Origin of the sequence: Methanomassiliicoccus luminyensis B10, assembly GCF_000308215.1 — an archaeon.
Lineage (GTDB): Archaea > Thermoplasmatota > Thermoplasmata > Methanomassiliicoccales > Methanomassiliicoccaceae > Methanomassiliicoccus > Methanomassiliicoccus luminyensis.
In genome coordinates this window covers 449,392-463,008 of the sequence record NZ_CAJE01000012.1, presented here as the reverse complement: position 1 = coordinate 463,008, position 13,617 = coordinate 449,392, and the positions used below count along the sequence as shown (strand labels likewise).

11 protein-coding genes are annotated in these 13,617 nt (G+C 61.3%); 4 read left to right on the top strand and 7 right to left on the bottom strand.

Annotation, left to right across the window (positions count from 1 at the left end):
* Positions 1-129 precede the first annotated feature (129 nt).
* Positions 130-1,608 carry a leucine-rich repeat domain-containing protein gene (locus tag WYS_RS05250; protein WP_019177118.1) on the top strand — a complete coding sequence of 493 codons (1,479 nt, stop codon included), beginning with the start codon at positions 130-132 and terminating at the stop codon, positions 1,606-1,608.
* A 29-nt stretch (positions 1,609-1,637) separates the two neighbouring features.
* On the opposite strand, the gene WYS_RS05245 is transcribed toward WYS_RS05250, so the two are convergent.
* Positions 1,638-2,939 (bottom strand): adenylosuccinate synthase, encoded by a 1,302-nt coding sequence (locus WYS_RS05245; RefSeq protein ID WP_019177117.1) that lies wholly within the window; start codon positions 2,937-2,939, stop codon positions 1,638-1,640.
* A gap of 171 nt (positions 2,940-3,110) precedes the next feature.
* Between WYS_RS05245 and WYS_RS05240 the strand changes: the two genes are divergently transcribed.
* Positions 3,111-3,305: a hypothetical protein gene (locus tag WYS_RS05240; protein ID WP_026068838.1), complete on the top strand. Its 195-nt coding sequence runs from the start codon at positions 3,111-3,113 to the stop codon at positions 3,303-3,305.
* 12 nt (positions 3,306-3,317) lie between these two features.
* On the opposite strand, the gene WYS_RS05235 is transcribed toward WYS_RS05240, so the two are convergent.
* The 3 genes from WYS_RS05235 to WYS_RS05225 all read right to left on the bottom strand — a co-directional run bounded on the left by WYS_RS05235 (position 3,318) and on the right by WYS_RS05225 (position 5,565).
* A complete protein-coding gene (locus tag WYS_RS05235) occupies positions 3,318-4,418 on the bottom strand; it encodes a tRNA (guanine(26)-N(2))-dimethyltransferase (RefSeq protein ID WP_019177115.1) in 1,101 nt (366 codons plus the stop codon).
* Positions 4,415-4,960, bottom strand: a complete 546-nt coding sequence (locus tag WYS_RS05230; RefSeq protein ID WP_019177114.1) for an NTPase — start codon at positions 4,958-4,960, stop codon at positions 4,415-4,417. Before WYS_RS05230 ends, WYS_RS05235 begins: the two co-directional genes overlap by 4 nt.
* 218 nt (positions 4,961-5,178) lie before the next feature.
* A complete protein-coding gene (locus tag WYS_RS05225; protein ID WP_019177113.1) occupies positions 5,179-5,565 on the bottom strand; it encodes a dihydroneopterin aldolase family protein in 387 nt (128 codons plus the stop codon).
* A 484-nt stretch (positions 5,566-6,049) separates the two neighbouring features.
* Here WYS_RS05225 and nadA point away from each other — a divergent pair, with 484 nt between their 5' ends.
* A complete protein-coding gene (gene nadA, locus WYS_RS05220) occupies positions 6,050-6,955 on the top strand; it encodes a quinolinate synthase NadA (protein ID WP_019177112.1) in 906 nt (301 codons plus the stop codon).
* 2,205 nt (positions 6,956-9,160) lie between these two features.
* On the opposite strand, the gene WYS_RS15610 is transcribed toward nadA, so the two are convergent.
* From WYS_RS15610 to WYS_RS05200, 3 genes are all read right to left on the bottom strand, one after another.
* Entirely contained in the window at positions 9,161-9,790 is a 630-nt protein-coding gene (locus WYS_RS15610) for a LysE family transporter (protein WP_081579840.1), read from the bottom strand.
* Between the two features lie 49 nt (positions 9,791-9,839).
* Positions 9,840-10,085 carry an Lrp/AsnC ligand binding domain-containing protein gene (locus tag WYS_RS05205; RefSeq protein ID WP_019177109.1) on the bottom strand — a complete coding sequence of 82 codons (246 nt, stop codon included), beginning with the start codon at positions 10,083-10,085 and terminating at the stop codon, positions 9,840-9,842.
* 141 nt (positions 10,086-10,226) lie between these two features.
* Positions 10,227-11,501 (bottom strand): hypothetical protein, encoded by a 1,275-nt coding sequence (locus WYS_RS05200; RefSeq protein ID WP_147654446.1) that lies wholly within the window; start codon positions 11,499-11,501, stop codon positions 10,227-10,229.
* Between the two features lie 323 nt (positions 11,502-11,824).
* Between WYS_RS05200 and WYS_RS05195 the strand changes: the two genes are divergently transcribed.
* Complete coding sequence (locus WYS_RS05195; RefSeq protein WP_019177107.1) at positions 11,825-13,597, top strand: cation:proton antiporter; 1,773 nt, start codon at positions 11,825-11,827, stop codon at positions 13,595-13,597.
* Positions 13,598-13,617 lie beyond the last annotated feature (20 nt).

Sequence of the window (13,617 nt, the reverse complement as noted above, 5' to 3'; positions counted from 1 at the left end):
ACGACCCGGCCGAGACGATCGCAGGCGCGAAGGGCGGCAGGAGCTTCGTTCCGGGATCGCTCTGCGGCATGGAAAGGCGCCCGACCCGCGGAAGACATCGTCCCTCCGGCCGGGAAGGAAGGTAAGGGTATGCCGAGAAGGAGCCTCGTATTCGCGTTCCTGGTCCTGGCAATGCTCGTGCTGTCCGTGGTCCACATCACCGTGCCTGCAGAGGGCCTATCGCCGTCCGAGTACGCGTCCCCCGGTGGCGTGTATAAATACAGAACATCCGGGGCTACGTCCGCCGACTACGCTTCCGAGATCCTCGGCCTGACGGGAGGCTCCGGGACCGTGTTCATCCAATCCGCTCTAGAGGGATACCCTTTGAGGACGGTGACATCCCTGTCCGGGTGTACGGCCGATACGCTGGTCATACCCTCCTCCATCACTTCGATATCTGATACGGCGTTCAGTGACTGCGCCGATCTGGAGAGGGTGTACTTCCTTGGCGACCGTCCGACGCTGGGGGATGACGGCATCCCCGATGGGGTAGAGATATACGTGCTGGAAGGCGCGGAAGGATGGGGCTCCCTCCCGGCCGCGCTCGATCTCATGATATATTCCGACGCGGACAGCTCGATCTCTTACTACGTGATCGACGGGAAGGCGGTGGTCCACGGCCTTGTGGCAGGCACTAAAATATCGATCCCCTCGGAGGTGTCAGGCGTACCGGTGAAGTCGATAGGCGATGAAGCGTTCAGGGGGACCGGCATATCGTCCCTGATCGTGGGAGAGGGCGTGGAAAGTATCGGTGTGCGGGCGTTCTATGATTGCGTGTCGCTCTTGACGGTAGCGTTCCCGGAGTCCCTGAGGGTGATATGCGACGAAGCGTTCAGGAACAGCAACAAGCTGACCGATGTAGACCTTCGGAACACTGAGTTCATCGGGTTCGAGTCCTTCCGCGATTGCCATTCTTTCACCGAGATCATGATCCCTGACACGGTCAAGTGCATGAGCGGAGGGGCGTTCTACATCTGCAACTCGGTGGAGAAGGTCGTGGTCGGCAGCGGCATATCGGCGATAGAGGAGCGGGTATTCGGATACGGGTCGTCGATCTCCGATCTGACCATGAAGGGAGATATAACGTCCGTGGGAGGCTCGGCGTTTTACAGGTGCGCGTCGCTGGGGTCTATATCTCTGAGCAAGGTGACGGATATTGGCCCGTACGCGTTCTATGAGGCCTCGTCCCTGGCCCATATTGATCTCGGAAGAGGGCTCGTATCTATAGGCGAAGGGACGTTCTGGGATTGCAAGGCGCTCACTTCGATCCGCATCCCCGACACCGTCACGACCCTGGGGTCGAGCGCGTTCTCAGAATGCACATCGCTCCAGGACATCTATTTCGACGGCAATATGCCCTTGATGGGCGAGGACGTCTTCTACCGCACCGACGTGACCGTTCATTACCTCAGCATACACAGCGAGTCGTGGCAGGCTTATGGAGGAAAGGCGGTGGCCGACCGCGGTGAGGATACCGATCCAGAGCCTCCATGGGCGATCGCGGCGGCATCCTCCGCGGCGATATTGGGCATCGTGCTGTACGCGATATGGAGAAGGGGCCGGAGGTAGAACCGACCTCTATCCTTCCTTCTGCCCTCTCACCACTTCTTGTGGCGTCGGTCGATGGTCTCGTCGCGGCCCTTTCCGACAGAAATGATGCCCGCGGGGACGCCGGTGCTCCTCTCGATGTATTGGATGTAGGACCTCATGCCCTGGGGGAGAGCCTCGTACCCGCGTTTGCATAGTTCGGCGGTGCTGCCCTCCCAGCTCTTCCAGCCATCCAGCTCCTCGTAGATGGGCTTCGCTCTCTCGAGATGGCGCACGTTGCTGGGAAAGTTCTCCACCCGCTTGCCGTCCACGTCATACGCCACGCAGACCTTGATGGTGTCCAGATCATTTAGGACGTCCAGCTTGGTCAGCGCTATGCAGGCCATCCCGTTGAGGCGGACGGCGTGCCGCACTACTACAAGATCGAGCCACCCGCACCGCCTGGCCCGGCCGGTGGTGGTGCCGAACTCCCCGCCTTTGGTCTGGAGGTGCTTTCCCACCTCATCGGTGAGTTCGGACACGAACGGTCCCGCGCCGACCCTGGTAGTGTAGGCCTTGGTGACCCCGATGACCTCGCCCACCGCCGACGGCGGCACTCCCACGCCGGTGCAGATGCCCGCGGAGGTGCAGTTGGACGAAGTGACATATGGATAGGTGCCGTAGTCGATATCCAGCATGGTGCCCTGGGCGCCCTCGAACATGACCTTCTTCCCGGCCTTGATGGCATCGTTCACCAGAACAGAGGTGTCGGTGATGTATTGCTCCCACTTCTTGCCGAAGCTCAGCAGCTTGGCCACCAGCGCTTCCTGGTCCAAGCCCAGCTCTGCTCCCAGGGACTCGGCGAACCGCTCCTTTACCGGGGCGATAGTGGCGATCCTATCCCTGAGAAGCTCCTCGTCGAGGAGGTCCCCGATACGGATGCCCGCCCTGGCGATCTTGTCCGAATAGCACGGGCCGATGCCCCTGCCAGTGGTGCCGACGGTCTTGGAGCCACGGGCTCTCTCCTCCGCTCCGTCCAGGATGCGGTGGTACGGCATGACCACGTTGGCGCGATCGGAAAGCCTGAGCCCCTTTCCGGAGCGTCCGGTCTTCCTGAGAGCTTCGAGCTCGACCTCCAGCTCATCACAGTCGATTACGAGCCCGTTGCCCACCACGGAGATCACGTTCTCCCTGATGATGCCGGACGGCAGCAGGTGAAGGGCGAAGACCTCCTCCCCGACCTTGATGGTATGTCCGGCGTTGGCCCCTCCCTGATAGCGCACTACCAGATCGGCATCCTCGGCCAGATAGTCAGTGATCTTGCCTTTCCCCTCATCTCCCCACTGAGATCCAATCACCGCCAAAGTAGGCATGAAGTCACTAGCACTGTCAGTAGTTTCAGTTATAAAAACAATTGGCCCTGCAGTGCTCTATTATTAATTTTTATTCTATCTTTATATCTTAAATACACGTTTTTGGTCGAGACCGCGCTCTCGAATGACATCAATAATGGTGCGCGGGAAACGATCTCCGGAGGGGCGACGATGAGGACATGTTTGAGATGCAACACCATGATGATCGAGGACCTGGACGTGAAGGTCGATATGCAGGGCTATGGGATCAAGATCACTAAGAAGGGAGTTTTCGGCGACACGGTCAAGAAGCCCAAGGTAGCAGTATGCCCGCAATGCGGAGAGATTTCGTTTTACATCGGCGATCTGGACAAGTTGAAGGGGTGAGGCGCCGCCGCGTCAGGCGACGCTCCTGTAGACGTCCAACAGCTCCCTGAGCGAAAGGTCGGTCTTGAACCCCGTTGGGGAGGCGTGCGTCCTCGACACCCTACCGCACGCGGAGAGCGCTTCGAACAGGCGGTCCATTCTTTTCGGGGACACCTTGAGCATGGAAGCGATCTCATCGTTGTCATAGAAGAACGGGATGTCCAGCTCCTGCTTCCAGGTCTCCAGGTACTTGGCGCACCGCTGCTGGGTGTGCAGGTTCTCGCTCGCGCTCATGGCGGCGAGCACTTCCTTGTCATGCAGGGGACCGAGCCACAGCGGGCCGATGGACCGCTCCGACGGCCTCTCCGCCGAGACAACCCTCTCTCCGGTGTCCCGGTCATATTCGATGTACCCCAGCTTGGCGATGGTGGTGTCGGCGTTCGCACCGCTGTCCAGCACTCTTACGTAAGTGCGGAAGTAGTGGTCGGCGTAGAACGACAGCACGCACTCCAGGCCCTTGTCCTCCTTGGCCGCCTCCTTTGCCAGGTGGCCGATGAGGATCCTCAGCCCGGTCTCGTGGCCGAAGGGGGAGCGCGCCGATCTCGCGCCATAGCGGCGGAGGCACTTCTTGGGATACGTCCCCGCCAGGGGCGCGGTGTCCGTGGCGGTGACCCCGGCCATGCCGCGGCGCTTCAGCCCCTGCATCACCGCGGGGACGAACGGCACGGGGGTCCCGAACGGGTCGAGGTCGATGTAGTCGAACACCCTCCGCGCGAGGAGGCAGCGGAGGTCCTCGTTGCTCGCCTGCACGTTCGACAGCTCGTTGAACCGGATGTTGGCATTGATGTAGCCGCACGTCTCGACGTCACGGTCGTTGGCGACGATCTGCAGGTCCGGGCGGGCCTCTTTGGCGAGGCGAGTGGCGCGCGCGCCGGTCCCGGACATGGCGTCGAGAGCGCTCCTCACCTGCGGGCAGGCGGCCAGGAGCATGATCGACACGTCCCGGTTGAACGCCATCTGTTCATTGTAAAAGACATGTCCGACCCTTTTGCCAGGGCCGTGAACGGAATGAGCGGCGGGAACTACCAGCTCGGTGGCACCCTCGATGATGGTGGAGGAGCCTTCCGGGCTCACAGGAGCTCTCCTTTCATGAGCTTCATTATCTTATATGGTAAAAGATTGCGGTTGATGGGAGTTACCTCCAATATCCTCACGTCGTCCCTTCTCCGGATGTCCTGCAACAGGGGGTTCCGGGACTTCTTGTGGAGCGTCAGCAACAACGGCTTCTCCACGTCCAAGGCGAACTTGACCGCCTCGATGAACGGCTCCGACTCGACCTCCATCCTCCCTACCTCGTCGATGACGATGACGTCAGCGTCCTCGCACGCCTTCATAAGCGCCTTGACCCCCACGTCCTCGAGGACCTGAAGGTCCACGCCGAACTTCCCGACCATGAACTTGGATTGTATGTCCACGTGGGCGAACACGCCCTTGGACTTGTTGGACCAGTCGATGATGGCAAAACCGGTGCGCTTATTGTCCTCGACAATGGGCTCGGTGACCATCCCGCCGACCTTCACCCCCTCTGCCTCGAGCATCTCTATGACCTTGAGCAAGGCGTGGGTCTTTCCCGCTCCTGGGAGACCTGTTATGCCGATCTTCATTCCAGTGTTCATCAATGTCACCGAGCGTCTTTCCCCAATAATCAGAGCAAACCTGCCATTCAGAGCCGTCCCGTATGGCTTTCCGTTCTTAATAGGTTTCTCAACATGTTCCTCGTTGGCGAGAGGCAGCGGCAAGGTGTTAAGCAAAGCACTCCCGACACCGCCCCGAGTTATGTCCTTCTCTCCCCACAATGGAGGACAGCTATATCAGCAAGTCGGTCATTCTTGCGTCATCGGTCAACGATGCTCTCGACGTACATGAGGGGGTACTTTATATCCTCCACGTACCGCAGGCGGCCGGTAGCGCACACCCCGTCGATATTGATCGTCACCGTCACGTCGAACATGTCGCCGGTGAGAGACTGATAGTCGTACTCGTTCCTCTTCGAGCGCAGCTGCTCCCTGTTGATGCTGACCGTGACGCTTTCCACGAACGGCTGGACCTTCACACCCTCCTCGATGGCGCGCTCCAGGCTCTCCACGTTCGCCGAGCTGACGGGGGTGCCTATGAACTGGTGGTACACCGCCGCCAGCTTGATGCCAGCTTCGAAAATGGCCCGTTCCCTGGCAGTGCAATTGAAATAATCCGCAGCCCGTTCTTCCCGAGACGCCTTCATGTCCTGCCCTCCAGGAGCTGGTCATGCGCTCATCGATATTAAATGTGGCATCTCCGGCGGCCGCGCCTCATGAGTGAGGGCAGGTCAGGCAGGACCTGAGCGTGCATAGAGGATGAAATGCTCCATGTGGGCGGACAGCACCTGAAGGTGGAGGTCCATAGGTCCCGTGATCGGAGCGCTATCACTCTCCGATCGAAGGCATCCGCGGGACCGCGGTTACTGCCCCTGTATCTTCCGTTGCCTCTCGCCCCCTCTCCGATGTCTTCCTTCATTTCTCGTCCTGGTTCCGAAGCGCTCGGACCAGCACCTATTTCCGTTCCTCGACGCGTGATCAAAGAAGCGGTCGGGTGAGTTAGCTCAAGATATCCACCTCATGTCGAGTCATATGCAAATGCCCATAACAGCGAGGAGCCGCCTTCAGCACACTACCAACTGACTTCTGGGAGAGGATACTTTTTATAATCCACCCAACATCACACCGCACATGCGGCCCCAGGATAGGATCCTAGAACTGAAGAAGGAGAGGAATGCCGTGATCCTCGCCCATAACTACCAGGTCCCCGAGATACAGGACATCGCTGACTTCGTAGGCGACTCTCTGGGCCTGGCGATGCAGGCTTCCAAGACCGACGCCGATGTCATAGTGTTCTGCGGCGTCGATTTCATGGCCGAGAGCGCCAAGATACTCAACCCGAACAAGATCGTGCTTCACCCTGAGACCAAGGCCAAGTGCCCCATGGCCGCCATGTGCGACCCTCAGGGGGTCAGGATGCTGAAGAAGGACTTCCCCAAGGCCGAGGTGGTGGCGTACGTTAATACCTCCGCCCAGTGCAAGGCCGAGGCGGACGTCTGCTGCACCTCCTCCAACGCGGTGAAGGTGGTCAACAAGCTCGACTCGGACCTCGTCATATTCATCCCGGACGAGAACCTCGCTTCGTTCGTCCAGCGGTCCACCGAGAAGGACATTATTCCCTGGCCTGGCTTCTGCCCCACTCATGAAGCGATCACCGTGGATAAAGTGCAGAAGCTCAAGGCCGAGCATCCCAGCGCCTTCGTGGTAGTGCACCCGGAATGCCGCCCTGAGGTCATCGACATCGCCGATGCGGCCCGCTCCACCGAGGGCATGATGAGCCTGGTGAAGGAATCGGACAAGACCGAGTTCATCATCGGCACCGAGCAAGAGATGCTGTACCGCCTGGGTAAGGAGAACCCCGGGAAGACGTTCTATCCCGTGCCCGGGGCCGTCTGCCCCACCATGAAGCTGATCACCCTCGACAACGTCCTCGCCGCCCTGGAGACCATGTCCCCGGAGATCAAGGTCGATCCGGAGATCGCCGCGAAGGCCAGGGCCCCGCTGGAGAGGATGATGGAGATCGGCCGGGGAGACTGAACGGTCGAGCTCGAGCCGTTCTGCTTTAAAAAATGGCCGGGGGAGTCCCCGGCCAGACAACCTTTCTTTCCCAGATGCGGACTGCCCTTTTCTGTTGAGCAGAGCTTCTTGCTCATCTAAATTACAACCGTCCCCGAGCGGCTGCAGAGACAGTCCTGCCTGCAAGGTAAGTTCTGGCCATCTCGACCGTGCGCAGCGGAACTCTCCGCTCCCATTCGTTATATACTCCCGGGACCCATGATATTCGGAGGAGCGGAACAGGCTGGCACGTCCTTCTCAGTAAGGATGGCAGCCCCCTTCGCGGTGGGACATGCACAGGGGCGGCGAAAGATGAGGACCGGCGGCTACGACGTGCTGGTGGAAGCGAACGAACGCATGCTGAACAGGGCCCTCGCCGCCGCCTATCACGCCTCCTTCTTCTCCAGGTTCAAAGGCTCCGTGGTCCCGCGCTCCCAGCTCCCCTTCACCGGCCTGGCCCGGGTCGACTACGATATCCGGCTGAGAGAGCCGCCCATGATCGACCTGGTGCCCCAGGACCGGGTGCGGTTGAGGGCCAGCTTCGCCGTGGTGCTGACGCTAGCCGGCAAGGTCAGGGTGCCGGTGAACGTCACCGCCAACATCCTCGCCAAGGTCCTCCTTGATCAGGAGTCCCGGCAGGTGTCCGTCGAGCTCGTGGAGATGGGGGTGGAGGAACTGCGCGTGGGGGGCAGGCACGCTCCTCCGCGATGGGTGCTCCCGCTGGTCAATCAGGTGCTGTCCGCGGAGATCCGCTCCAACCTTCTCGGCGAGGTCACCAGGGCCATGGGGGTCTCGACCTTCTCCCTCCCCTCGTCAATGCTATCCTCTGATATCGTCAAATTGGACAGGGACATCCCGGTGTCGCTATTCCCCGGATTTCCCGGGGTTACGCTGGAGGTGCCCGAGTTCGAGGTACCCCTGGCATCCATGATCCCTCATGAAATGGTCGGCCAACCGGACGGGGCCCCGGGGCCGACCGTCACCGCCGGCCACTTCGGGATCATCAACAACAGCTGTCTCGCCGCGGCCTTATCCTTCCAGAACGAGACGCCGGGCGACCCCCGGGGGATCAAAGATTTCATCGGGGACGGGGACATGGCCATCGGGCTGTCGGAGGAGTCCATCCGCCGCATCCTGGACGACGTGTGGCCTTCCGTTCCCAGGACCATCCGGGGGGGCGGGCGGGTCGACGTCGACGACGCCAGGGAGCTCCTGGACAGTCTACGGGGACTGCTGGACTTCCCCTCGCACCTAAGAGCCCTGGGGTTGGAGAGGAGGACCACGAAAGTGGCCCGGGCCTGGGTCGACTACGACGCCCTGGTCACCCCCGACAAGCCCAACGTCCGGCTTATCGACGGGGGCACCATCGAGATATTCGACACCATGGTGGACGTGCGGGTCAAGGCCACCGCGCGAACGAGGCTCCTCACCACCACGTCCAGGGGGATGAATCCCTTCTTCCCGGCCTGGATGGGCAGCAGAGAGAAGGCGAGGAAGCCCGAGGTCAAGGAGCGCGACACCGTCCTGTACGAATTCGACCAGTATCTGCACGTGGACCTCCGGAGAGCGGTCGCCGAACTCGCCGTGGACGGCGACCGGCTCATGGTCAAGGCGGTGGACGTGGACTTCGACATGAGGCAGATCAGCCTCCCCATGGCGCTGCCCAAGTTCGTCCTGGACACCATCACTAACATGATCGAGAGAAGGATCAAGGGAGGGTTCCCGCCCGTCGACCTTACGGCCATCCTGAACGACAGGGTGCTGTCGCGGGCCCCCATCCCCATGAACCTGAAGGCTAAGAGGGTCACCGGCGAGGGCAGCGAACTCATCATCGTGGGCGACGTGGTGTTCAAGGACATCCCCGAGACCGTGTCCACGCTGCCCAGCTTTATCGCCGACTCCCGGGGCTGCCGGGTGCACCGGGCCGACTGCCCCTCCCTGGTCGGCGTCCGGGAGAGGGACAAGGTCGGCTACACCTCGCTGTACGCCGCCCTCGCCCACGGCTACCTCGGGGCCGACGACTGCCTTCCCGCATACAAGGAGGGGCTGGATGCCGACAGCGCGGTGGACCTATCCGTTATCAATCTGGACCTCTCGGGCATAATCGCCAGAGGGGAGGGGCTGAGCAGAAAGCTCGCCGAGGCGGCCGCCCGGTGCGTGCCGGCGGAAGGGCGGCCTGAGCCGGCCTCAACCGGCGAGCCCCGCGATGGAGCTATAGATGAAGTACAGTGCGAAGACGATGAGGATGGTCCCGCAGGCCCCGTAAAGATACCTATACCTATTTCCGGTCCAGAATGTCCTGGACCTGTTGACGGCGAGGCTGACGACGAAGAACCACCCGAAATCGCAGGCAAGGTGGACCGCGGCGAAGAGCGGGACGATCCATAGGCCGAACCCGGAGGCCAGCACGACCAGGGACGCGCCCACGGTGGCCCACCACAGTATGAAGTAGGGGTTCGCCGCGGTCAGTATGATGCCCGCCACCACCGAGCCGTGCTTCGAGTCCTTCCTGCCCGGCTCGTCGAGCTTGGCTCGGAACATCGATGCGCCCATGTGGAGAAGGAACACGCCGCCCACCAGGCCGATGGCCGCGAACACCGTTTCGTTCCTCAATATGGCTTCCAGCCCGAAGAATATGGCGATGATCAGCGGTATCTCCACGATGGCGTGGCCGACGGCCATCTTGATCCCCGCACGCCCGTCCTCGAGGCCGCGGTGGACGGCCGTGGCGAACATCGGCCCGGGCATCAGCGCTCCGGACATCGAGATGAACGCCACCATGGCCAGGAACAGCAGCGGATCGGAGGTCGCCTCCATGTTCCTGTCAACAACGGCCGGCTATTTAGTCATGACCAGCGCCCCGGACCTATTCCACGATGCACTCGTGGCTGATCAGTAGGGTCATGGTGCTCTTGATCCCCGCGAAGTTCCTCACCTTCTGCATCAGCAGGGCCTCCAGCCCTTCGAGGGTCTCCGAGGAGACGATGACCACCACGTCGTACACACCGTAGACGGCGTAGGCCCTCTCCACTCCCTCGACGGAGCATAAGCGCTGCGCGACCTCTTTCTCCTTCCCCACCTCCACGTTCAGGAGCACCACCGCACCGGGCATCGATGCTCATTGGCAGCCACGCCTAGTTCAATGTTGCTCCGCACAAGGAATAATATAACCAGTCGGTCGTCAAGGGGAGGGGGGATACCCCTCCGTGATGATAAGAGGGTCAGCGGACCCGCCGGGGTATGATGAGACCTTCTAAGCTGATTCAGGGGCCCCCTCGCCCTTCTTGTCCCGCTCGCCCTGAGGCTCCCGATCCAGGAAGCACTTGGTCTTGAGGCATATCCTGGTCGTGTCCGCCATCAGTACTATGTTCGCGAGCATCATGGGCAGGGCGATGAGCCAGTTCCATTCCGTGGCCATTCCCGGCACGGAGTTCAGGGAGAAGCCCTCGCTGAACAGCAGCAGGACGTACATGAGGGCGAGCCGGACGATAAGCCATTTATCCCTCACCGCCCACACCAGGAAGAACACGAACAGCATCACGAAATAGTTCAGGTGGGCCATGGGATAGGTGCAGAGGAACATGACGGTGGTGAGCATCGCGCCCCTCCAGATATCCAGCTTCCACCTGTGTATGAGGTAGTAGGACAGCAGCAGGACGGCGACGGTCAGTCCCGCCCCTATGAGGCCGTCGATATGCAGGCCGCCTTTCGACAGCAGGGAGATGACGGACAACCCCGCGCTACCCTCCCGCTCCAGAAGATAGTAGGAGGGGAAGTGAAGGAACTCCATGGGAGCGGCCAGCAGGAACGGGGCTGCGATTAGGAGGGACGTGGCGACGGCCACTCCGATGTTGATGAGCTTCTCCTTGACGCTGTCGAGCTTGATGAGCAACACCGGGTAAAGCACGATGGGAAGGAACTTGGTCCAGAACCCCGCCGCGGTCACCGCCCCCGCCGTACGGCGATAGCCGTGGAGGAACAGCAGGATGGGGAGAATATATATGAACGCCACGATGGGCTCGTCCTGGATCCCCCAAGTAGCGTCCGGCAATAAATAGGGGTTGGCGATGTAGATCAACGCCACCAGGAAGGCGTAGTAGTCGTCCCAGCGGCGCATCACCGTGTAGATGACCAGGCCGGTCAGCAGCGGGAACAATGACAAGTATATCTCATACGACCACCACTCCCCCCCGAGCAGCTGGGCGGGGACCAGGAAATAGTTGATCAGCGGCGGCGATTCTATGTCCAGGTCCCGGTACAGCATCCCGCCGTTCAGGATGACCTTGGTCCTTTCCTGATAATATTTCAGGTCGGGCGTCTCGCCGAAACTGGAGTCCAGCCAGGAACGGACCCCCAGCCCGTCCAGGGCGATGAAGCCGCCGTAAAGGACCATGGCGGCGAGGACGAGCGCGGCGATCTTCTGGCGGTATGTGAGGGAGCGCAGCCTCGCCTCCGCCCGCTCGCTCCATCTTCTGGGATCGACATCGGCACCCTCGGCCCTCTTCCGCCCTGCCAGCTTGAACCTCACCCTTTCACCGACCGGATGCTGCCCAATGACCGTCCTGGATATATCCATTTTGCCGGTGCTGCCATCTTCGCACACCGCGCCCGCTTGTTTTTTCGCTGCCGATGGAACGTTCGACGGGCCACCCCAGTGACAGGCCAGCACTATCGTTCGAAAATTATTAAAGCCACGTCCGGATTACTTCTCTCGGGATGCACGGGATTCGAGTAGGTGGACCGTAGGCGGCCGCCTCATCAGCCATTAGCCGTTAGCGGAGCGTTTCCGCGAACGCGGGCGGGCTCACCTGAGGACACTTTACCCAGACCTCCAACACCTCAAAGGTGGTCATGAGCGATAGCAGCCTGTTGCTACAGATAGGGGTCCTGATGCTGGTCGCCTTCATAGGGGCGACCATCGCCAACAAGGGCAAGCAGAGCGTTATTCTGGGCTACATAGCCGCAGGCATTCTGGTCGGCCCGTACATCCACTTCGAGATCGGCCCGTTCGTCTACAACGGGGTGATCGAAGAGGTGGGCCTGATCGACACCATTTCCCAGCTGGGCCTCATACTCCTCATCTTCTTCGTCGGACTGGAGTTCTCCATCGACAAGATCAAGAAGGTCAAGGGCCCCGCGGTGATCCTTTCCATCATAGATGTGGGGATGAACCTGTTCGTGGGCTTCCTCCTGGCCGCGGCGCTGGGGTGGCCCCTGGTGGACGCCATATTCCTGGCCGCGGTAATGGCGATGAGCTGTTCCGCCGTGGCCATGAAGACCCTCATGGAGCTCGGCCGCCTGAACAGCTCCGAGACCGAGTACATAATGGGAATGATCATACTCGAGGAGTTCATCTCCATGCTGTTCCTGACCGTCGTGGGCGGGCTGGTGGTCCCCTCGGGCGGGAGCTTCTCGCTGACAAGCATGGTCGTGGGGATGGTCGCGTTCTTCGCGTTCTTCGCCGTCCTGGCCCTGTTCGTAATCCCCAAGGTGGTCTCGCGGCTGGCCAAAATGAAGAGCGACGAGATGTTCGTCCTGTTCATGCTGGGGATCATATGCGTGTCCGCGGCCTTTGCCCAGCTGTGCGGGGTCCCCGCCCTCATCGGGGCCTTCTTCATAGGCATGGTGTTCGCGGAGACCAAGGTCATGGACCGGATGGAGAAGAGGATCGCCCCCCTCCGGGACGCCTTCGCCGCGGTGTTCTTCGTGTCCTTCGGCATGCTCATCGACCCGGCCATGTTCGGCTCGCTCATCTGGGTGATCCTGGCGGCCGCGGCCCTGGTACTGATCAACGAGATCTTCGTCATGTCCGCCGTCGCCTACCTGGTCGGGTTCGGGCGGAGGACCTCCATGACCATCGGCGCCTCGTTCTCCGCCCGGGGCGGGGAGTCGGTCATGTACGCCACGGTGGGCAGCAAGGCCGCGGGCGCGGTCAAGGGCGCCGAGCTCGTCCCTATCGCCGGCGGCCTTACCTTCATAATGTGCATCCTGTGCCCGTTCTTCATCCGCATGAGCTATCCTTTCGCCGACTACCTCGCCTCCAAGATGCCCAGGTTCATGGCCTACGGGGGCGCGGTGATGTCCCGCACCCTCGGGAAGATGATCCTCCCGGGAGGCTACAAGATATTCCGCGCCAGCAACCAGGTCCTCATACCCCTGGCTGCGTACATCGTGACAGTAATAGGGGTGGCCGCGACATCCGGGGAGCTGCGGCTCATCATGGCCGCGGCGGCGACAGGCTCCATTGTCATGGCGTGGTTCTACCTTCGCTCCAGCCTCCGGGAGGTGGCCGCCCGGACCGACTACCGGAACCTTGGGACTATCCCCGACAGCCACGATCTCATAGCAAAGTACATCGCGTCGGCGGTGAGCGTGGGCCTGTTCGCGGTTCTGGTGGTGGCCTTCACCTTCGAGCAGTATTGGCCTTCGGTGCTGGTGGTGCTCGCGGCGTACGCAGTGTGGTTCCTGTACCTGGCCAAGATGGTGCATGACCGGACCTGCGACTCCTCGCTGTACGCGAGGCCCGTCCAGCGCCTCCCCCAGGCGCCGGCGGGCAAGGCCCCGGAGACCCAGTTCCGGTACCGGGTCAGGTGGAAGGAGATGGAGAAGGGCCCGGAACGGTGAGCCCGGAGGGCTAGTGCACT